This window comes from Leclercia adecarboxylata (assembly GCF_006171285.1).
In the GTDB taxonomy this organism is placed as follows: Bacteria; Pseudomonadota; Gammaproteobacteria; order Enterobacterales; family Enterobacteriaceae; genus Enterobacter; species Enterobacter barmai.
Genome location: NZ_CP040889.1, coordinates 4,099,568 through 4,119,072, shown reverse-complemented (window position 1 = coordinate 4,119,072; position 19,505 = coordinate 4,099,568). Strand labels below are relative to the sequence as shown.

Here is a 19,505-nt window from a genome sequence, read left to right as displayed (position 1 = left end):
GCGGTTTAGCAGTATGGATGTCCAAATGATAGTAAACAGCCGTTATTAGCTTTTAAATGAATGAAAAGGAATATCTTATAACTTTGAGTGATATGCCGCGTGGCGCGTGGGAATCGCCATATTGCTTATTTTCAGCAATCAATAGTTGAGGAGCGGCAATGGGTAATGGCCATAAAAATGGGACATTTGCCTTAAGGTTTTTCGCTGGCGCAACATCCGTGCAGCGAACCTTAACGCCTTGATAACAATCCTTTGTGAAACTGCATATAAAATTTTTGAAACGCTGTTTTCATTTTCCTTTTGCGCATCTTTCAGCGTATAATGCGCGCCAAACTCCTGATGAATGGTTTCAGCGCTTGGACTACAAAAAACAACGCACACAACTTACCCTCTCCTCCTGGGCTGAAACACAGGCACACATTCTTCTGCACGCTCAATTGATGTCACCTATCCTTACTGCGTGTCATAAAAAATTTCGCAACACAGGTTTGACTCTGAGGCCCTGCGCCCCCGGAGCGAGAATTCCATATCCTTCCCAACTTAAAGACTAAGACTGTCATGAAAAAGACGAAAATTGTTTGCACCATCGGCCCGAAAACCGAATCTGAAGAGATGCTGACCAAAATGCTGGACGCCGGCATGAACGTGATGCGTCTGAACTTCTCTCACGGTGACTATGCTGAACACGGCCAGCGCATCCAGAACCTGCGCAACGTGATGAGCAAGACCGGTAAAAAAGCAGCAATCCTGCTGGATACCAAAGGTCCAGAAATTCGTACCATTAAACTGGAAGGCGGCAACGACGTTTCTCTGAAAGCGGGCCAGACCTTCACGTTCACCACAGACAAGTCTGTTGTCGGCAACAGCGACATCGTTGCTGTGACCTATGAAGGCTTCACCAGCGATCTCTCCGTCGGCAACACCGTTCTGGTGGACGATGGCCTGATCGGTATGGAAGTCACCGCTATCGAAGGCAAAAACGTTGTTTGTAAAGTACTGAACAACGGCGACCTGGGCGAAAACAAAGGCGTTAACCTGCCGGGCGTTTCCATCGCACTGCCAGCGCTGGCTGAGAAAGACAAACAGGACCTGATCTTCGGTTGCGAGCAAGGCGTTGACTTCGTTGCGGCGTCCTTTATCCGTAAACGTTCTGACGTCGTTGAGATCCGTGAGCACCTGAAAGCCCACGGCGGCGAAAACATCCAGATCATCTCAAAAATCGAAAACCAGGAAGGCCTGAACAACTTCGACGAAATCCTCGAAGCGTCTGACGGCATCATGGTTGCGCGTGGCGACTTGGGCGTTGAGATCCCGGTTGAAGAAGTTATCTTCGCGCAGAAGATGATGATCGAGAGGTGTGTTCGCGCGCGTAAAGTGGTTATCACCGCGACGCAGATGCTGGACTCCATGATCAAAAACCCACGTCCAACCCGCGCTGAAGCTGGCGACGTGGCCAACGCCATCCTCGACGGTACCGATGCCGTTATGCTGTCCGGTGAGTCCGCGAAGGGTAAATACCCGCTGGAAGCCGTATCCATCATGGCGACCATCTGCGAACGTACCGACCGCGTAATGCAGAGCCGTCTGGACAACAACAACGACAGCCGTAAGCTGCGCATCACCGAAGCGGTGTGCCGTGGCGCGGTAGAAACTGCCGAGAAACTGGAAGCCCCACTGATCGTTGTGGCGACCCAGGGCGGTAAATCTGCGAAAGCCGTACGTAAATACTTCCCGAACGCGACTATCCTGGCGCTGACCACTAACGAAGTGACCGCGCGTCAGCTGGTGCTGAGCAAAGGCGTAGTTCCACACCTGGTGAAAGAGATCGCTTCTACTGACGATTTCTACCGTCTGGGTAAAGAAGTGGCCCTGCAGCTGGTTGAGCGTGGCCTGGCGCAGAAAGGCGACGTGGTAGTAATGGTTTCGGGTGCGCTGGTTCCAAGCGGCACCACTAATACCGCATCTGTTCACGTCCTGTAATAATACCGAACGAATTAATTTGTTTAAAAAGCGTCCTTCGGGGCGCTTTTTTTATTTCCGCTATCAGCCAAACTTATTAAAAAAGCAAATCGGGTTTTTCTATTTAACGGGTACGTTTTCTAAGATGAATCCGATGAAAATTGTCTGTTTTAACACAACATTTTTGACGAAATAGTCAAAACAGGTGTTTCTTTGAGCGAACGATCAAAAATAGGCATATTCCCATCAAAAAAATATTCTCAACCTAAAAAACTTTGTGTAATACTTGTAACGCTACATGGAGATTAACTCAATCTAGAGGGTATTAATAATGAATCGTACTAAACTGGTACTGGGCGCGGTAATCCTGGGTTCTACTCTGCTGGCAGGTTGCTCCAGCAATGCTAAAATCGATCAGCTGTCTTCTGACGTTCAGACTCTGAACGCTAAAGTTGACCAGCTGAGCAACGACGTGAACGCAATGCGTTCCGACGTTCAGGCTGCTAAAGATGACGCAGCACGCGCTAACCAGCGTCTGGACAACCAGGCTACTAAATACCGTAAGTAATAGTACCTGTGTTAATAAAATGGCGCACATTGTGCGCCATTTTTTTTGCCCCGCATTTTGCTCTACTGAATCGCCTGCTCCTGCCCACCCTGCGACGCCGCCACCGGCAAGCGCGTGTTCTGCGCCGACAGCCCCGTACTGTTCACCGCCTGCCCGGCTCCTGTTGATACCACTACCGGGAGACCTGCCCGACGGGACAAGGCTTTATTCACCAGCAGCTTATCGCTGCCGCCCTGTGAGACAAATGACGTAAAGGCGCTGGACTGCGCGATTGACACCGTCTGTGGGTTTTCTCCCTCTACCATTGCCAGCGGACGATGCACTTCAACGTAGCGCTTACCGTCCGGCTCAACCGAGAACTTTACCGGCTCATTGATGATCTGCACCCGTGTACCGACCCGGGTCTGGGCGAAAAGCGCTTTGATATCCGGGGCGTTCATGCGCATACAGCCGGAGCTGACCCGCAACCCGACGCTGTCCGGCGCGCTGGTGCCATGGATCAGGTATTCACCGTTGCCTATGCCCAGACGCAGCGCAAAGCGTCCTAACGGGTTATTAGGCCCTGCGGGTACCACCGGGGGCAGTTTGATGCCCTGCGCCAGCGAGCGCGCTCTGATGCCCGCCGTTGGCGTCCAGGTCGGATTCGGGATCTTCTGGCTGATTCGCGTGGTGGACACCGGCGTCTCCAGCCCCAGTTGACCAATCCCCAGCGGATAGACCTGCACGCTGTTTTCACCCGGCGGATAGTAGTAGAGCCGCAGCTCCGCCAGGTTCACCACAATCCCTTCCCGGGGGGTATCCGGCAGCAGCATCTGCGACGGAATGGTGATGACCGTTCCCGGCGCCGGATAGACCGGGGCGATGGTATTATTGGTTTCGAGTATTAAATGCGCAGCGGTATTAAACCGACGCGCTATTGCCTGCAGGTTATTATCACCTTCCTGAACAATATACGTCTGGTTTTGCCCGATAAGCCGGCTGCCCGCCGGTGGCAAAGGATAATCCACCGCCCAGGCGCTATTAAGCGCGCTGAGCGAACCAAAGAGAATAAGAGTTAATAGAGACGCGCGCTTCATACTGAGATTCCTTATTCACTGACGGATCGTCAGAAAGCTGAAAAATCCGCGAGGCGGGAGCCGTCTCGCGGAACAGAATGAGGGCTGTTTAGATAGTTTAGCTAATGTTGGCAGCTTTGGAGCGGATTGCGCGGATCATCGCCTCAAGCCCCTGAGAACGGGACGGCGTTAAATGCTGGGTGAGCGCCATTGTTTCAAACCACGGGCGGACGTCAAAGGCGACAATATCCTGAGGGGACATCTGCTGATATAAAATAAACACGACGGCAATAAGGCCTTTTACTATTGCCGCATCACTGTCACCCGCTAATTCAATCATCCCGGCTTCATTCTGGTGCATTATTATCCACACCTGGCTCTGACAGCCCTGAATACTATTTTCCGGAACATGGTCGCTTTCGCTCAGGGCAGGCAGACGCTGCCCCAGCTCGATGATGTAGAGGTACTTCTCTTCCCAGTTTGCGCAACGGGTAAAGTTGCGCAGCAATTTGTCTCTGTCTGGCAATGCAGCCATCTCTTGCCCTCTTGTTAGCCCAGCAGACGGTGGATACGCTTCAGCCCTGCCACCAGTCTGTCGACCTCTTCCGTTGTGTTGTACATCACCAGCGACGCGCGGCACATCGCCGGTACCTCATAGAACGCCATCAGCGGCATGGCGCAGTGGTGTCCGGTGCGCACCGCCACCCCATAGTTATCAAGAAAACTGCCAACGTCGTAGGCGTGGTGCTTGCCGAGATTAAAGGCAATGACGCCAAGGCGATCTGCCGGGCCGTACAGCGTCAGATCCGGCACGCTGGCAAGCTCCGCCAGCGCGTAGCGCATCAGCATCTGCTCATACTCGGCGATGGCATCAAGGCCAATGTCTGACACATACTCCATCGCCGCGCCCAGCCCGATAATGCCCCCGGTATTCGGCGTGCCCGCCTCAAAGCGCCACGGCGCGCGGGCGTAGGTGGTGCCTTCGCTCAGGCTGACGGTGGCGATCATCGACCCGCCCCCTTCCCACGGCGGCATGGCCTGTAAAATCTCGTCTTTAACGTAGAGGACGCCGATGCCGGTTGGCCCGTAGAGCTTGTGCCCGGAAAAGACGTAGAAGTCGCAGTCCAGCGCCTGCACGTCCACCGTATGGTGCATCACCGCCTGGGCGCCATCGATCAGCACTTTCGCCCCTGCCAGATGGGCTTTGGCGATAATCTCCGCCACCGGGTTTTCGGTGCCCAGCACGTTGGAGACCTGGGTGATGGCCACCAGCCGGGTGCGTTCATCCAGCAGGCTATCCAGCCGCTCAAGCTGTAAGGTGCCGTCCTGATTCAGCGGGATCACCCGCAGTTCGGCTCCGACGCGCTCGCACAGCATCTGCCAGGGGACGATGTTGGCGTGGTGCTCCATCTGGGTGATGATGATGTTATCGCCCGCGTGGACCTCCGCGCTGCCCCAGCTGTTCGCCACCAGGTTGATCCCCTCGGTGGTGCCGCGTACAAAGACCAGCTCCTCCGGCGAGCGGGCATTTAAGAACGCCGCCGCCCGGGTGCGGACGTTTTCCATCCGCTGGGTCGCTTCGGCACTGAGGGTGTGGATCCCCCGGTGCACCGCCGCGTAGCCGTGCCGGTAAAATTCCGCTTCGGCCTCGATCACCTGGGCAGGCTTTTGCGCGCTGGCGGCGCTGTCGAGATAGGCAAGCGGCAGACCGTTCACTTCACGGGTCAGGACGGGAAAATCCGCCCGCACTTTCTCTACAGGGAAATTCATGCCACACCTCCCGGCAGACGCTGGCCGATACGCGCCAGCACCTGCTGTCTTAATGTTTCATCCCCGAGGGCTTCGGTCAGTTCGGCAGCGAAGGCGTAAATGATCATCTTCTCCGCCGCCTGCTTGTCGATCCCGCGGGAGCGCAGATAGAACATCTGCTCGTCGTCGATCCGGCCCACGGTGGCACCGTGGCTGCACTTCACGTCATCGGCGTAGATTTCCAGCTGCGGTTTGGTGTCCACCTCCGCCAGGCGGCCCATCAACAGATTGTTGTTGGTCATCTGCCCGTCGGTTTTAATGGCGTGCTGGGCCACGTTGATCAGCCCGTTAAAGACCGCCCGCCCCTTGTCGCTGACGATGGTTTTATGCAGCTGACGGCTGTTGCAGTAGCCCTTGTTGTGCTCAAGCCAGGTGCGGGTGTCGCACACCTCGTTTTTCACCGGCATCGCCAGGCTGTTGATGCGCAGGGTGGTGTTTTCGCCGTTCAGCTGGGTGCTGGTGTTATGGCGCAGGACCGCGCCGCCCAGCAGGAAGCTGTGGCTGAACGCCGACCCATCGGCGGCCATCTGCAGATCGTTATGGGCGAAGTGGTGGCTCGCCGCATTCTCAAACGCCAGCTTGATATGGTGCAGCCGGGCGTTGGCCGCCACGTTCATGGTCAGGCGCGCGCCGGTGAAATGGCGCATGTCGTTGAGACTGACGTAATGTTCAACGATCGTGGCTTCTGCCCCCTCGGCAAGTTCCAGATGGTGGCGATAGTGAGCGGTGTTGATCTCCTCACCTGCCAGCCCCTGGGTGATATGCAGCAGGAGCAACGGCTTAGAAGGCCGTTGGTCACGCTTCACGCTGATATGGGTGACGCTCTGGGCCAGGCTTTCGGTCAGATGCAGGAACAGCTCCGGCTGAACCGCTGTCGGCAGGCTCTGACGTTCGTCGTTAATTACCACTTCGAACCCGCTCTCGTCGGTGCTGTCGCTCAGATCCGCGTTAAAGCGCCCGTCGACAAAGACCAGCCGTGTGGCGTCGAGGGTCAGCGCCAGCGCATTGCGGTCGCCAGGCTCTACGCTTGCCGGACGCGCCACGAACTCGCCGTTGAGCAGCCCGTCCAGCGGGGTGTATTTCCAGTTTTCGTGCTTACGCGTCGGCAACCCGAGGCGCAGCATCTGCTGCAGGTGCTGTTGCGCCTGCTCCGAGCGCGTCTGGCCCTGCGCTTCAAACAGACGATGCCACTGCTGCAGCGCGTTACTGCTGTTCGCTAAGCCAGCCATAGCCCTGCTCCTCCAGCTGTTTGACCAGCGTGAAATCACCGGATTTCACAATTCGCCCCTGATAGAGCACATGAACGTAGTCAGGCTTGATGTAGTCAAGGATGCGCTGATAGTGGGTGACGATGATGAACGACCGCTTGCCGTCGCGCAGGGCGTTAACGCCGTCGGCGACGATCTTCAGGGCGTCGATGTCCAGCCCGGAGTCGGTTTCATCGAGGATGCACAGCTCAGGCTCGAGCACCGCCATCTGCAGGATGTCGTTACGCTTCTTCTCCCCGCCGGAAAAACCGACGTTGACCGAACGGGTAAGCAGATCTTCCGGCATCTTCAGCAGCTGAATTTTCTCTTCCATCAGGTCCTGGAAGTCGAAGCGATCCAGCTCCTCTTCGCTGCGGTATTTGCGCACCGCGTTCAGCGCGGTCTGCAGGAAGAACTGGTTGCTGACCCCCGGGATCTCCACCGGATACTGGAAGGCCATAAAGATGCCCTCCCCGGCTCTCTCTTCCGGCGACAGCTCCAGCAAATCTTTGCCCTTAAAGTCCACCGATCCGCCAACCACTTCGTAATCTTCGCGCCCGGCCAGGGTGGCCGACAGCGTACTTTTCCCGGAGCCGTTAGGGCCCATAATGGCATGCACTTCGCCCGGGCGAACCTCAAGGCTCAGGCCGCGCAGGATCGCTTTATCTTCCACACTGACCTGTAAATCTTTAATGCTTAACATGTGCTTTCCTTAATCCTTAACCGACGCTGTGTTCAAGGCTAATCGCCAGTAATTTCTGTGCTTCCACGGCAAACTCCAGCGGCAGTTCAGAGAACACATCCTTACAGAAGCCGTTGACAATCATCGAGATGGCGTCTTCTTCGCTGATGCCGCGCTGCAGGCAGTAGAAGAGCTGATCTTCGCCAATCCGCGAGGTCGTCGCCTCGTGCTCCAGTTGGGCGCTGTTGTTGCGGCACTCGACGTACGGGAAGGTGTGCGCCCCGCAGTCCGGGCCAATCAGCATTGAGTCGCACTGGGTAAAGTTACGGGCGTTGGTCGCCGTCGGCATGATTTTGACTAAGCCCCGATAGCTGTTCTGGCTTTTACCCGCCGAGATCCCTTTCGAGATGATGGTCGATTTAGTGTTCTTGCCGATGTGGATCATCTTGGTGCCGGTGTCGGCCTGCTGATGTCCGCTGGTCAGCGCCACGGAGTAGAACTCGCCGATGGAGTTATCCCCGCGCAGAATGCAGCTCGGGTATTTCCAGGTGATGGCGGAGCCGGTTTCCGACTGGGTCCAGGACATCTTGCTGTTTTCACCTTCGCAGAGGGCGCGTTTGGTGACGAAGTTCAGGATGCCGCCGGTGTTGTTATCCCCCGGGAACCAGTTCTGCACCGTGGAGTATTTCACTTCCGCGTCTTTATGGATGATCACTTCCACTACCGCAGCGTGCAGCTGGTAGCTGTCGCGCACCGGGGCGGAACAGCCCTCGATATAGCTGACGTAGCTGCCCTCGTCGGCGACGAGGATGGTGCGTTCAAACTGGCCGGTTTTCTCGGCGTTGATGCGGAAATAGGTGGAGAGCTCCATCGGGCAGCGCACGCCCTTCGGCACGTAGATAAAGGTGCCGTCGGAGGCGACCGCCGCGTTGAGGGCCGCAAAGAAGTTATCGTTGCCCGGCACCACGGTACCGAGGTACTTCTTCACCAGCTCGGGGTGATCGTGGATGGCTTCCCCGAAGGAGCAGAAAATAATTCCCTGCTCGCCGAGCTTTTCCCGGTAGGTGGTGGCCACCGACACGGAGTCGAAGATGGCGTCGACCGCCACTTCGCGCCCTTCACGCACCGGCACGCCGAGCTGTTCAAAGGCCTCTTCCACCTCTTTGCTTAAAAAGGCGTTGGCCCCGGTCTGCTGCACCGCACCGGGCTCGGAGGCGCAGGTGTCGTCGCAGTTGCCGCAGGACGGCGCAGAGTAGTAGCTGTAATCCTGATAGTTCAGCTTGTCGTAGTGCGCCTTCAGCCAGTGCGGCTCTTCCATCTCCAGCCAGGCCCTGAACGCATTCAGGCGGAACTCCAGCATCCAGTCGGGTTCATTACGTTTGGCCGAAATGGCGCGAATGACCTCTTCATTAATCCCTTTTGCCAGCTCGTCGGTCTGCAATTGGGTGAAGAAGCCCTCTTTATAATTAATATGGCCACCGGACCAGGTGTTGACATCGTCAGTTGCTTCAGTATGTCGAGACATAATACCGCCTATACCCCAAAACTTTCGCCGCAGCCGCATTCGTTCTGGGCTTTCGGGTTATTGAATTTGAATAACTGGTTCAAGCCTTCGCGCACGTAATCCACTTCCGTACCGTCAATAAACGGCATCGCCTGTAGCGGCACATAGAGTCGGGCGCCGTCATGTTCAAAGACCAGATCGTCTTTCTCCGGCTGGCTGACGGTCGTCAGGACGTAGCCGAAACCGGCGCACCCGGTCTGCTTCACCCCTAACCGCACGCCAAGCATGCCTGCCTGTTTGCTGACCAGGTCGCGAATGTGCGCCGCAGCGGCAGGCGTAAGCGATAATCCACGCCACGCGAAATCTGTCGGATCAAACGTTTCTGAATGCTGTTCCATAAGTCCACCTCATGTATTGCGCCCCCAGGGCATAACACCATGTTAGTGATAATGATTATCACTTCAACCCCTCAGTTGCAGGGTCATTCGGCTTAATCGCCCTTTTTGCTTACTTTCATTAAGCATAGACCCTGCTGACGGGCTTATCAGGCCTGAAGGTGAATGTTTAATCTGTTGATAATGCTGAGGATTACGGAAGGAAATCGGCAGAAATGGTCAAAAGCGAAAATATGTATAGAAAATGCCTATTTTTGGGATAGCTCTTTTTACGCTCACCGGATTGCCCCGTGAACATCGGTTTTATAGGCATACGGATCATCAACTTTCTCTTCTGCGCAACGATGTCATTCTGGCTATTTAATGCGTATTTCGCGTTTTGCCTGAATATCCGCTTTATCACCTCAATCCGCTCTCACCCTTGCCGATAAACACCCTGAGAAATGTAATTGCTTCAGTCCATATTAAAGGAGTCGACTTGAAAAATTTAAAAATTAGCTCAGGGTTAATGATCGTGCTGGGATTATTTACCCTTATGCTTGTGCTCTCCAGCGGGCTGGGGCTTTATTTCCTCAAGCTCAGCAACAGCTATGTGACAAAGATGAGTTATAACTCCAGCGAACAAAAAGCGTTGAATGCCACCCGCGATAATCTGTTAAGCGTGCGTATATTGATTGACTCAACGTTTCAGGCCAGGCTCCATAACGAGCCGGTTGATACGCCGGAAACAATGAATAAAATCAACACCCTGCTTAAAGAAGCCGATCGGCAATATCACCTGTTTGTTGAGATCCCAGGCCTGACTACCACGTTGCCAGAGCTAGGCCAGCAGATGAACCGCAGCTACAATCAAATGGTTGATACGGTTAAATTAAATCAGGGAGCACTCAATTCAGGTGCATCCCCTCAGGAAATAAAAACGTTTCTGGACAGTCACCGCGAGCAGATTAAAAATGCGCGTCAGCAGTGGGACAGCGATTATACCGCCTATATTGCCAAAACTCAGTCAGCATTAGATAAGGTGATTCAGTTCAGCAATCACTCTTATTCATTTTCGTTAATTCTGATGTCGGGCATGATCGTCGTCGCGATTATTATGTTCTTTATGATCAATATCTGGATGCGGAAAATGCTAATACGCCCATTACAGGAGGTCGCGCACCACTTTGACAATATTGGCAACGGAAACCTGACCGGGGAGATCCGCGTCACCAGCACCAATGAAATCGGGCAACTGTGCGCCTCGCTGCAGGCTATGCAGGCCGGACTGAACGACACCGTCAGGTCGATTAGAAACGGCGTGGAGACGATCAATATCGGTACGCAGGAGATTGCCTCCGGGAATAACGATCTGTCCCGGCGCACGGAAGAGCAGGCCGCAGCCGTTGTCGAGACGGCGGCCAGCATGGAGCAGATCACCTCTACGGTGAAAATGAATACCGATAACGCGCTTAATGCCTCACAGATGGCGCAGAATACGGCGAAAATCGCCAGCGCGGGCGAAAAGCAGATGCAGGATGTCACGCAAAAAATGGACGCCATCAGCCAGAGCGCGCAGAAGATGGTCGACATTATCAGCGTGATCGACGGCATCGCCTTCCAGACCAATATCCTGGCGCTGAATGCCGCCGTTGAAGCGGCGCGCGCCGGGCAGACGGGCCGCGGCTTTGCGGTGGTGGCAGGGGAAGTTCGCAATCTCGCCCGTCGCTGTGCCGAATCGGCCAAAGAGATCACCACCCTGATTAACGAATCGACCCTCTATATCCAGGAAGGTGCTGCGCTTGCCGGTAAAACCAGCCAGACGATGCTTGAAATCAGCAATTCCGTTGGCAAGGTGAACCAGGTGATGGAGAGTATTGCCCTCGCCTCCGAGGAGCAGCGCCGGGGCGTGGAGCAGATCCGGGTGGCAATCACTCAGATGGATCACGTCACGCAGCAAAACGCCGCGCTGGTAGAAGAGGTCGCGACCACCGCCGCAGGGGTTAACGATCAGGCGGATCTGCTGGCACAAAGCGTGGCGGTATTCAGAGTGAAGCCGCAAAGCGTCTGACGCTTTGCCAGACAACCAGCCCCTGTGGGCTGGTTGTTGCATGCCAGCACCCCGTTACGTTCTCAGGCATTCGCGCAGCAAGTTTATCTGGGTATTTTTTTCCCGCATTCTGGACAGCAGCACCTGCAGGTCGTGGTCGCTGCCCAACTGGAATTTCTGCATAACGTCATACTTATGCGCATACACCGTTTTGTAATCAATATGCAGCTTTTTGGCGATTTCAGGCGTCGACAGCCCCTGATACAGGCTCGCCATGATCACGGTTTGCCGGGGCGATAACGTCCGGTGATGGCAATCGGCGCATGAGGGGGTGTCGCTCTTTTGCTCGTCGCTCTGCAGGGTTTGCCATGCCGCCCGAAAAACCTGATGAAAGTCGTTTAACGGGGCATCCCGCGAGATGAAAACCATCTCTTTAAAACAGCCCGGTAACGTCTCTTTTTCGTACTGTTCACCACTGACCAGACCAATCATCACCCCTTTATTGCGGGCCAGTAATTCGGGCGTGCAGATAAAAGGCTCGCCACGGCAAAGAGAGAGCACAATAATATCGGCTTCGCTGATGCTCTCCCGGGTAAATTCCGTAATAAAATTAATCTCACTCAGAAACTGTGTTCTGAATACATCGGCAATGAAATTTTTCAGCGCATAACAGTAAAGTGTCTCTGTCTCTTTAATAAGCACGTTGATGGTCATATCTCTCCTCCACTTCCTGTTTATCGTCTTTCGTATTCAGAATTAGTTGTATTCCAGCGTCGCGACCACCGCGACGCTGAGGGTGCCGGGGGTGACACCGCCGGTATCGGAATAAGCAATCGCCTGCATATTCATGGTGGCGGTACGATCGGCAGCAATATTTTGGGTAATGCTGTTACCCGGGCCTTTTAAGCTCCCTGAGCTGGTTTCAATAATGCCCAGCGCGATGTTCGTCGCTGAACCGCTGTTCTTGTAATAATTAGTCCCGGCAACAGGATCGGCGGTGCCGGTAAAGGTGGCCGTCACGCTTTGTGTTGCTGCCGGGCAGTCGGTAAAGGTCAGACTGAAAGGCACGGGCGTGGATGATGAAGCCGGTGTCGCCATATTTTTCGCCTGCATATTCCCCAGGCTGACGTTCACAATCGAGTTTCCACCGTTAAACACGCATGGCGAGGCCACAATTCTGCCTTTTACGGCGATATTGACCGCATCCGTTGCTGCCGCCCCGGCGGTAAACAGGCAGGCGAACGCGACCGCGATGATATTGAGCGTCATCGACCTTTTCCTTTTATTGATAGGTGAGGATCAGGGTGGCACTGGCATTTGCGGTTCCGGTGCTTACCGAGGTTTTGGTTTGATAATAGCGGGCGGTGATTGCGAAACTCTCCTGACCGCCTGTCGTCTGTTTCAGCGCAATGGTGCTATTAAGTACCAGCGGCCTGCCGTCATAAAGCAGTTGCACACCGACACCGTCAGCAACGCCCGGCGAGCCCTGTCCGGATAGCGCCAGCACGCTGTTATCACTGAAGCCTGGGTACTGAACGCCGCTCAGCGTGACGTTAATATTGGCGCCACTGTCGCAGTTCAGGCCGAGGTTCTGCGTGTTCTGCCCCCGTTCCGGGACGGTGCCAACGGTATCGCCGAAATCGCCTGCCGGTATGTCGCCCAGGGGGAACACCAGATTTGGCGTCGTGATGTCACAGGCCACCTGGGTAATCGAACCGGTTCCCGCATAAACCGGGATCTCCGGGGCCGCCGCCCCACCCCGATATTGCTCGGTCCAGGCCACAAACGACGCCAGTTGCCCGGTTACAGAACCCGAGGTGATATTGCCGGTTTTCCAGAACTGGATGATCGGCTGGAAGTTGCTGGCATCCACCTCATTCGGATTCGACGACCATGAGGCTGTGAACAGATCGGCCCCGAGCCAGGTATCGCCACTGAATGAGTTTGGTCCGGCGGTGGTTTTCTCATAGTAACCGATAGAGACCCCAACGCCCGGCAGGTTGGTTTGATACACCCGGCGACCATTAGCGGAGGTAAACGCATAGGTTAATACCCCGCTTTTCATCCCGGTGGTTGAGCCTTCATTTCCGGTTGCCGTGCAGCTGTATGCCAGCGCCATCGAGCCATAAATTTCGTTGCTTATCGCCTGCCCGACGGGAACATCGCGCTGGACGATAATATTGCCGTAATTAACGGAATAAGGGGCGCCGATAGTGGTGTAATTACACCCATAACCGTACAGCGGAAATACGCCCCCCAGCAAAATTAACAGACGTCTGATAATAGACATTTCGAGTAATCCACATAAATTTATTTAACGGCAAACAACATCGGCACGAATAATATCGCTGGCGGGTTGCTTGTTATTAAGAGTGTAATGAGCCTGGCAACGCTGTTGTTCACCTTCGCCCCACTTCACGGTCAATTTCACATCCGGCTGCAAGCCGGTTAAATAAACCTGCCCGCTATCGCCGACAATAAAGCCCGAATTCTGCGCCCCGTTCACCGTGGCAATTGCCCCGAACGGAACGGGCTGTCCATTTTGCCGGGTGAGCGTCATCAGGATCCGCTGCCCGACGCTGGCGACATAGCTGGCCCGCACAATCGCCCCCCGGGTTGGCACCACGGTCTGCACCGTCTGTTCCAGTTCGACGTCGGCGGGCAGGGTGTCGGTCAACAGCGAGATATCGTTTTTCCGGTACGGGGTAATATTGCCGCTCAGGGTATAACCGCGGTAATCCGTCCTGGCCCCTGACTGGTTTTGCACCCCTACCCCGGCTGCTCCCGGCGCTTTGATCAGCACGTTGGTTTCGCCCAGCGCCTGAGAAAAGGTGATGCCGTCTTCGTGGGCAACCACCCCACCCTGCAGGCCGTAATTCAGCCGGTCGCTGTGCTGGTCGTAGCTGTAGCCAGCGGTCACTTCACCGTAGGTGCCTTTGTAATCCCCGTTAACGTTGCCGGTATACCCAACATTGTTGGTGCCGTAACCCTGCTGGACGTTCCAGCTAAGCGCATTATTTTCCAGCGCGGTGCCGTTGATCCCCAGATTGTGCGTGGTGCCGCCGTTCTTACTGGCGGTGACGCTGTAGTTCACCCAGGTCTGCGGCAGGAAGGCCGCCAGCGGAACGCTGATATTGAAAGCGACCATCTGGTCTTTAGCATACCGACCGTCGCTGTTGCTCCCGTTGTGACTGTAGGTGTAGGTCAAACCGTAACTGACGCTACGCCAGAAGTTGTTATAGCCCAGGCTCCATGAGGTCTTCGACTGGCCATCGTTCCAGTAATCTTCCCTCATCGCACTTAACATCAAAGAGCCGAGGTTATTGCCCAGGGACTGGCTCATGGTTAGCTCGGCACGGTTACGACGCCTTTCAATGAGCGCACTGTCGCTGCCATAGGAGTCCAGCACCTCCTGCATCCCGTAAAAGCCGCGGGTGGAGTAGCGATAGCCGGCGATGGCAAAGTTGGTCCCGGTGCCAATGAAATTCTTGCTGTACCGCGCCCGCCAGGACTGACCGTTCGATTTTTGCTCATCTTTCGGCGTGGACCAGCCCTGGGTGACATCCGCGGAAAAGGCGCCGAAATCGCCCATATTTTTCCCCAGCCCGGCGGCTAGCGACTGGTATTTACTCGCGCCCTGAAAACCGCCGTACAGGGTCAGGCCATACGGAAGTCCGTAGATCCCGGTCAGCTGGCTGAACGGCGTCTTATCGACGCGGCTATCCCATGAGCGGTACTGCCCGCCGGTGACGGCGTACTTCAGCTGCCCTTCACGCTGCAAAACCGGCAGGGAAGCAAAGGGCACGGTAAAGTGCTGTACGCTGCCGTCGGCCTCGTTAATGGTGACGTCGAGATCCCCTGCGCCACCGGTCGGGTACATATCGGTAATTTCAAACGCGCCCGGTGCAACATAGTTCTGGTAAATCTGGTAGCCGTTCTGGCGGATAATCACCTGCGCGTTGGTTCTGGCAATGCCGCGCACCACCGGAGCGTATCCCCGGAGCGAATCCGGCAGCATGTCATCGTCTGACGCCAGCTGTCCGCCGCGAAAAGGCAGGCTGTCAAACACGTCGGCCGGAGAGGAGCTGTCTCCGAGCGTCAGCTGGGCTTTCAGCGGGACAATGCCGCGCTGGGCATAGGTATAGACGCTATCCCACTGCGTGTGGCCGTCGTTGTCCCGTGACCAAGTGGTGTAGTTGCGCAGTCGCCAGGGGCCGATATTGAGGCCCGGTCGCAGGTTGGCGTACTGGCTGCTGTCATTGCCGCCGTTTTTGTTCAGGTTGTTTGCGCCGCTCAGCGAGTAGTTGAGCATCGCGGCGGTGATCCCGTCATCCCACAGCGCAGGCTGGACATAGCCTCTGGCCTGCATCGACAGCGCAGCCTGCGGGACGCTGATCACCAGGCGCTGGCTGGTAAACTGAAAATCAGTGCTGGCCTGGGGAATGGCACTCAGACGCGCACATGGCGTACCGGGCTGATTAAGCTGTGGAAATTGCTCCGTCTTAACGCCCCATTTACTCAGCATTTCGACGCTCAGACAGGGCTCAAGCCGCGCCTCCCCCTGCGTATCACTGACTTTGTTAAAGGTGATGTCCTGGGTATCCGTTAACTGACCGTCAAGAATAATATCAACATGGTAAATACCTGCCGCCTGGGAACCTGTTTCAAAACCCTGTAGATCGGCCTTGTCGATGCCTGGATTATCGAGCTCGATTAAATCCGGGTTAAAAAATTCTCGTGCTTGAGTTTTATTTAAACCACTCGCCAGGGCAAGGGTAATAAACCATGCCAGCCACGTGATTTTATATCCGCTGATGTCCATCTTAACGCTGCTCCATGAATATCACCTTTAACCCCTGTTATTAGTTACAGGTTTGCCGTATGTGCTTCCCCTGTACCGCCAAAATCGTTGATCAATTTAAATACCACTGCACCTGACGTGATTTGTGCAGGCAGAGAGATTGCCGTTTGTGAATGCGGCAATATCCAGGTTGCTTCCGGCACTTTTTTACCCCCGACGGTAATTTCGTTGAAATTCATGACATAGTCGGTAGGGTTAGTAACCTCTATTTTATTTCCACTGCGTCGCCAGGTTAATTTATCGGCCTGCTCCTCTGGTGTTGAGCGCTTTAATGCTGCCGGACGGTAAATTAGTTTAATTCGCGTTTTTACGGCAATTTGCAGCGAATTCTCCACTGTGGTTGCTGAAGGAATCGATTTTATATTCAGCCAGAACAGACTCTCACGATCCTGAGGTAATGCCCCGGTTAATACCACCCGCTCAACGTTTTGCTGTCCTTTATCCAGCCGGTAAAGAGGTGGCGTAATAATAAAAGGCGGCTTTTGCGTGCTGTCACCCGCCGCCTCTATCCACGACTGAATCAGATACGGTGAGTTATCAGGATTATTTACGTTAATAGACGCTTCTTTTTTACTGCCATCAAAGACGAGGCGCGTTCCGCCAATAACGATACCTGCCCGTGCAGTTGATATGCCGGTCACAATAAGCAGACTGGCGAGCAGGGTTTTGTGAACAAATTTCATTACATACCTCAGTAACAACGGGGCCGTTTTCCGGCCCCATCTGATATCCGGTCAGGAAATCAGTTATAAACAACAGAGAAGTTGGCGACAGAGTTTGCTGGCCCCGCCGTCACGCTTGACGCCGTGGAAATATACTGTGCATAAAACTTCAGGATATTATCCTGGGTGCTGCTCAGAACATAGTTGTAGTTGTTTTCGCCGTGCAGGGGCAGATCGGCTTTATCTGCCGACATCAGATTAATCGCCACCCCTGTCGCCGCACCCGCAACTGAAGAATTAATGGCCAGCAGGCTCGGGTTAACTAAATCCGGCGCACCGTCAAAACGGACTTTCGCTGATGTGACAGTAACGGGACAATCTTTTAATATAATGTCGAAGTCTTTTGCGGTGGTTTTGTCCCCTTTAATTTGAAACTCTGATCTATCAATATTGCCAAGGTTTACGTTCTGGTTTTGCGATGCAACAGCAACCTCACAGGCCGAGTCAAGAATATTCCCGGAAAAATTAACCGTCCCTGCTGCCGCGAAGACAGAAGAGGACGAAACGGCAGCGAGAGTTGTTAACGCAACAATAATAATATTCTTTTTCATAAAATTATTTCCTTAATTACTTTTGTCATCACCATTTTTGGGCAAAAGCATCCATAAGGTGTTCATCACCTTTTATTTTTGTATGCCCGTTATGCTGGTTCCTGGGTGTAAATAAAAGAACAATACCCTGTCTGCATATAAAAGACACTGTCTGTTTTTTACTCACATGGCGGCAATTTATATAAAGACTTTCCCAAACTCAAATTGTTTTTCAGTCTAGTTGTAGACTTTGGGACGGCTTCTTTTCGCTGGCTTCACTGAAGAAATTCCGCGCATCACGAGGGGTCTCATCTCATTCTTATGAATAGAACAATACCTTCCCTTGTCGGGTCTATTAATAGACTCAGCGAAAAAAGAATGACCAATCAATATGTTAAGGCGTATTGCTTATGCCCGGTCTATTTTTAGACCAAACCCACATATTCCCTGTGTCAATGCTTTTTAAGATAATCCTACCCGGTAATAACCAGCCAATAATTTCGCTAAGATTGAGGTCACCTGATGAATACCCGTATGACGGCGGTAAAGGCCGGTCCCAACACATCTTCGCTGGCGTTAAAACCTTTTGCCGATATAGAAAAACTTATTGCGCATCTTCGACCTTTTACCGAGACCATGACGATTAATAAGGGCGAAGTGGTGCATTATTACGAGGCGGATGTTCGCCAGTGCTGGCTGTTATTAAAAGGCAGTGTGGCGCTGCATCGCCGTGGCGATGGCGTGGTGCTGAATTCAGAATCCGCACCCTTTATCCTGGGAGTGAGCAGCCAATTGTGCTCGGAGCATTTATATGCCAGGGCGCTGGAAGATTCTGAAGTGGCCCGTATGCCGCTGGCGTTATTTAATCAAATCATCGCCAATGATGGGTTATGGGAATATTTTTCCCGGCTGCTGATCTACACGGTTTCCCGCATATATGAACACTGCTCGCAAATATCGCAAATGTCCGCGTATGACATTATTCGGGTGCAGTTGGTGGAGCTATTACAGGAACCCGATTCGGTCCGGCTCAATACCACCGCGGCGGCTTACATAAAGAGCCGCACCTATCTTTCCCGAAGCGGCATCATGCGCATTCTGTCAGAGTTGCGTACCGGGGGATATATCACCATGCAGCGGGGTGTACTGCTGGATATTCACCACCTGCCGCAAAAATATTGATCCGCGCTGCGTAACCCGAGCTAATCAAAGCCGAGTGGCACTATAATAATCGTCATTACGACACTCTCAGCTCGCAGGTTATTTTATGTCATCGCCAACAACGCCGCCCGGTTCGGTTCCGCGTGGGTCGCCCTGGTCTCAGGAACTTATTAACCATCTGCAACCCCACGCCACCATTTACGACGCCCAGCGGGGGGAACGCTTTGATCTGTGTGTTAAAGGTCAGGGGATCTGTTACCTGATCATTGAAGGGAGCGTGGCGATCTATCGCCGGAGCAACAATATGCTGCTGTCAACCGCCACCAGCCCTGCGGTTTTCGGCCTGGCGAACCTGACGGATATCTATTTCGACGACTATTTCAAAACCATCAAGCCGTGCAAAATTGGCATTATTCCGGCCGATAAGGTCAACGCTATTTGCCAGCAGCAGGATCTGTGGGGATTGGTTTCCAGCCATCTGATGTTTGTCTATAACCGGCTCTACCACCACATCATGCCCGAGGGCACGCCAACGGCGTATGAATTAATCCGCAAGCACCTGCTTGAACTGATGAATGAGGATGAGAGTTTTCGCGAAAAGATCACCGCAGAGAGGTATATCCGGGATAAGACGCAGCTTTCACGCAGCGGCGTAATGCGTATTCTGGCCGATCTGAAAGCCGGCGGTTATGTGGAAATGGAAGAGGGCCGACTGATTAAAATTAACAAACTCCCCACTAAATATTGAGTGAATTCGCACATGTTCGCATTGTAAGCGTATTCCGAATCTCAGTCGGATGGCTGAGGCGATCCCCTCCTGGTGCGCTATGCTTTGGCAAAAGGGCAGCATACGGAGGGGAAAATGCTCATTGCACTTGTGACCATCGCCGTCGTTGCCGTCGTCATTACCGGGCTGGTTATCCTGTCTGCCATGCAGGACATTAACAACGATTACTGAGTACCAAAAAGAAAGCCCTTAAGAC

20 protein-coding genes are annotated in these 19,505 nt (G+C 54.0%); 6 read left to right on the top strand and 14 right to left on the bottom strand.

Annotation, left to right across the window (positions count from 1 at the left end; all coding sequences use genetic code 11):
• Positions 1 to 138: 138 nt before the first annotated feature.
• The gene (locus FHN83_RS28270; RefSeq protein WP_176556511.1) at positions 139 to 381 is read right to left on the bottom strand and encodes a hypothetical protein; all 243 of its coding nucleotides are present in this window, start codon (positions 379 to 381) and stop codon (positions 139 to 141) included.
• Between FHN83_RS28270 and FHN83_RS29020 the strand changes: the two genes are divergently transcribed.
• From FHN83_RS29020 to lpp, 3 genes are all read left to right on the top strand, one after another.
• Positions 276 to 551 (top strand): hypothetical protein, encoded by a 276-nt coding sequence (locus FHN83_RS29020; RefSeq protein WP_419146424.1) that lies wholly within the window; start codon positions 276 to 278, stop codon positions 549 to 551. The genes FHN83_RS28270 and FHN83_RS29020 overlap by 106 nt on opposite strands.
• 7 nt (positions 552 to 558) lie before the next feature.
• The gene (pykF, locus tag FHN83_RS21370; RefSeq protein ID WP_139564860.1) at positions 559 to 1,980 is read left to right on the top strand and encodes a pyruvate kinase PykF; all 1,422 of its coding nucleotides are present in this window, start codon (positions 559 to 561) and stop codon (positions 1,978 to 1,980) included.
• Positions 1,981 to 2,290: 310 nt separating this feature from the next.
• Positions 2,291 to 2,527: a murein lipoprotein Lpp gene (lpp, locus tag FHN83_RS21365; RefSeq protein ID WP_001082307.1), complete on the top strand. Its 237-nt coding sequence runs from the start codon at positions 2,291 to 2,293 to the stop codon at positions 2,525 to 2,527.
• Between the two features lie 62 nt (positions 2,528 to 2,589).
• Here lpp and ldtE read toward each other — a convergent pair whose 3' ends face one another.
• The 7 genes from ldtE to sufA all read right to left on the bottom strand — a co-directional run bounded on the left by ldtE (position 2,590) and on the right by sufA (position 9,222).
• Entirely contained in the window at positions 2,590 to 3,603 is a 1,014-nt protein-coding gene (gene ldtE, locus FHN83_RS21360) for a L,D-transpeptidase LdtE (RefSeq protein WP_139564859.1), read from the bottom strand.
• Between the two features lie 97 nt (positions 3,604 to 3,700).
• Positions 3,701 to 4,117 carry a cysteine desulfuration protein SufE gene (gene sufE, locus FHN83_RS21355; protein WP_139564858.1) on the bottom strand — a complete coding sequence of 139 codons (417 nt, stop codon included), beginning with the start codon at positions 4,115 to 4,117 and terminating at the stop codon, positions 3,701 to 3,703.
• A gap of 14 nt (positions 4,118 to 4,131) precedes the next feature.
• Positions 4,132 to 5,352 carry a cysteine desulfurase SufS gene (sufS, locus tag FHN83_RS21350; protein ID WP_139564857.1) on the bottom strand — a complete coding sequence of 407 codons (1,221 nt, stop codon included), beginning with the start codon at positions 5,350 to 5,352 and terminating at the stop codon, positions 4,132 to 4,134.
• Positions 5,349 to 6,620, bottom strand: a complete 1,272-nt coding sequence (gene sufD, locus FHN83_RS21345; RefSeq protein ID WP_139564856.1) for a Fe-S cluster assembly protein SufD — start codon at positions 6,618 to 6,620, stop codon at positions 5,349 to 5,351. The genes sufS and sufD overlap by 4 nt, the downstream gene beginning before the upstream one ends.
• On the bottom strand, positions 6,595 to 7,341 hold the full coding sequence (sufC, locus tag FHN83_RS21340; RefSeq protein WP_039029104.1) for a Fe-S cluster assembly ATPase SufC: 747 nt from the start codon (positions 7,339 to 7,341) through the stop codon (positions 6,595 to 6,597). The genes sufD and sufC overlap by 26 nt, the downstream gene beginning before the upstream one ends.
• A 16-nt stretch (positions 7,342 to 7,357) precedes the next feature.
• On the bottom strand, positions 7,358 to 8,845 hold the full coding sequence (gene sufB, locus FHN83_RS21335; RefSeq protein WP_139564855.1) for a Fe-S cluster assembly protein SufB: 1,488 nt from the start codon (positions 8,843 to 8,845) through the stop codon (positions 7,358 to 7,360).
• 8 nt (positions 8,846 to 8,853) lie between these two features.
• Positions 8,854 to 9,222, bottom strand: coding sequence for a Fe-S cluster assembly scaffold SufA (gene sufA, locus FHN83_RS21330; protein WP_138368803.1), 369 nt, complete (start codon positions 9,220 to 9,222; stop codon positions 8,854 to 8,856).
• Between the two features lie 475 nt (positions 9,223 to 9,697).
• Here sufA and FHN83_RS21325 point away from each other — a divergent pair, with 475 nt between their 5' ends.
• On the top strand, positions 9,698 to 11,269 hold the full coding sequence (locus FHN83_RS21325) for a methyl-accepting chemotaxis protein (protein ID WP_139564854.1): 1,572 nt from the start codon (positions 9,698 to 9,700) through the stop codon (positions 11,267 to 11,269).
• Positions 11,270 to 11,323: 54 nt separating this feature from the next.
• Here FHN83_RS21325 and FHN83_RS21320 read toward each other — a convergent pair whose 3' ends face one another.
• From FHN83_RS21320 to FHN83_RS21295, 6 genes are read right to left on the bottom strand one after another with little or no spacing between them, the layout of a single operon-like run.
• Positions 11,324 to 11,962 carry a LuxR C-terminal-related transcriptional regulator gene (locus FHN83_RS21320; RefSeq protein ID WP_139564853.1) on the bottom strand — a complete coding sequence of 213 codons (639 nt, stop codon included), beginning with the start codon at positions 11,960 to 11,962 and terminating at the stop codon, positions 11,324 to 11,326.
• Positions 11,963 to 12,004: 42 nt separating this feature from the next.
• Positions 12,005 to 12,517, bottom strand: a complete 513-nt coding sequence (locus tag FHN83_RS21315; RefSeq protein ID WP_139564852.1) for a fimbrial protein — start codon at positions 12,515 to 12,517, stop codon at positions 12,005 to 12,007.
• Positions 12,518 to 12,530: 13 nt separating this feature from the next.
• Positions 12,531 to 13,538, bottom strand: a complete 1,008-nt coding sequence (locus FHN83_RS21310) for a fimbrial protein (protein WP_139564851.1) — start codon at positions 13,536 to 13,538, stop codon at positions 12,531 to 12,533.
• A gap of 24 nt (positions 13,539 to 13,562) precedes the next feature.
• Positions 13,563 to 16,070 carry a fimbria/pilus outer membrane usher protein gene (locus FHN83_RS21305; RefSeq protein ID WP_139564850.1) on the bottom strand — a complete coding sequence of 836 codons (2,508 nt, stop codon included), beginning with the start codon at positions 16,068 to 16,070 and terminating at the stop codon, positions 13,563 to 13,565.
• Positions 16,071 to 16,114: 44 nt separating this feature from the next.
• Positions 16,115 to 16,792: a molecular chaperone gene (locus tag FHN83_RS21300; protein ID WP_139564849.1), complete on the bottom strand. Its 678-nt coding sequence runs from the start codon at positions 16,790 to 16,792 to the stop codon at positions 16,115 to 16,117.
• A gap of 59 nt (positions 16,793 to 16,851) precedes the next feature.
• Complete coding sequence (locus FHN83_RS21295; RefSeq protein ID WP_139564848.1) at positions 16,852 to 17,382, bottom strand: fimbrial protein; 531 nt, start codon at positions 17,380 to 17,382, stop codon at positions 16,852 to 16,854.
• Between the two features lie 501 nt (positions 17,383 to 17,883).
• Between FHN83_RS21295 and FHN83_RS21290 the strand changes: the two genes are divergently transcribed.
• A complete protein-coding gene (locus tag FHN83_RS21290) occupies positions 17,884 to 18,543 on the top strand; it encodes a helix-turn-helix domain-containing protein (protein ID WP_139564847.1) in 660 nt (219 codons plus the stop codon).
• Positions 18,544 to 18,628: 85 nt separating this feature from the next.
• Entirely contained in the window at positions 18,629 to 19,270 is a 642-nt protein-coding gene (locus FHN83_RS21285; RefSeq protein ID WP_139564846.1) for a winged helix-turn-helix transcriptional regulator, read from the top strand.
• The last annotated feature ends 235 nt before the right edge of the window (positions 19,271 to 19,505 follow it).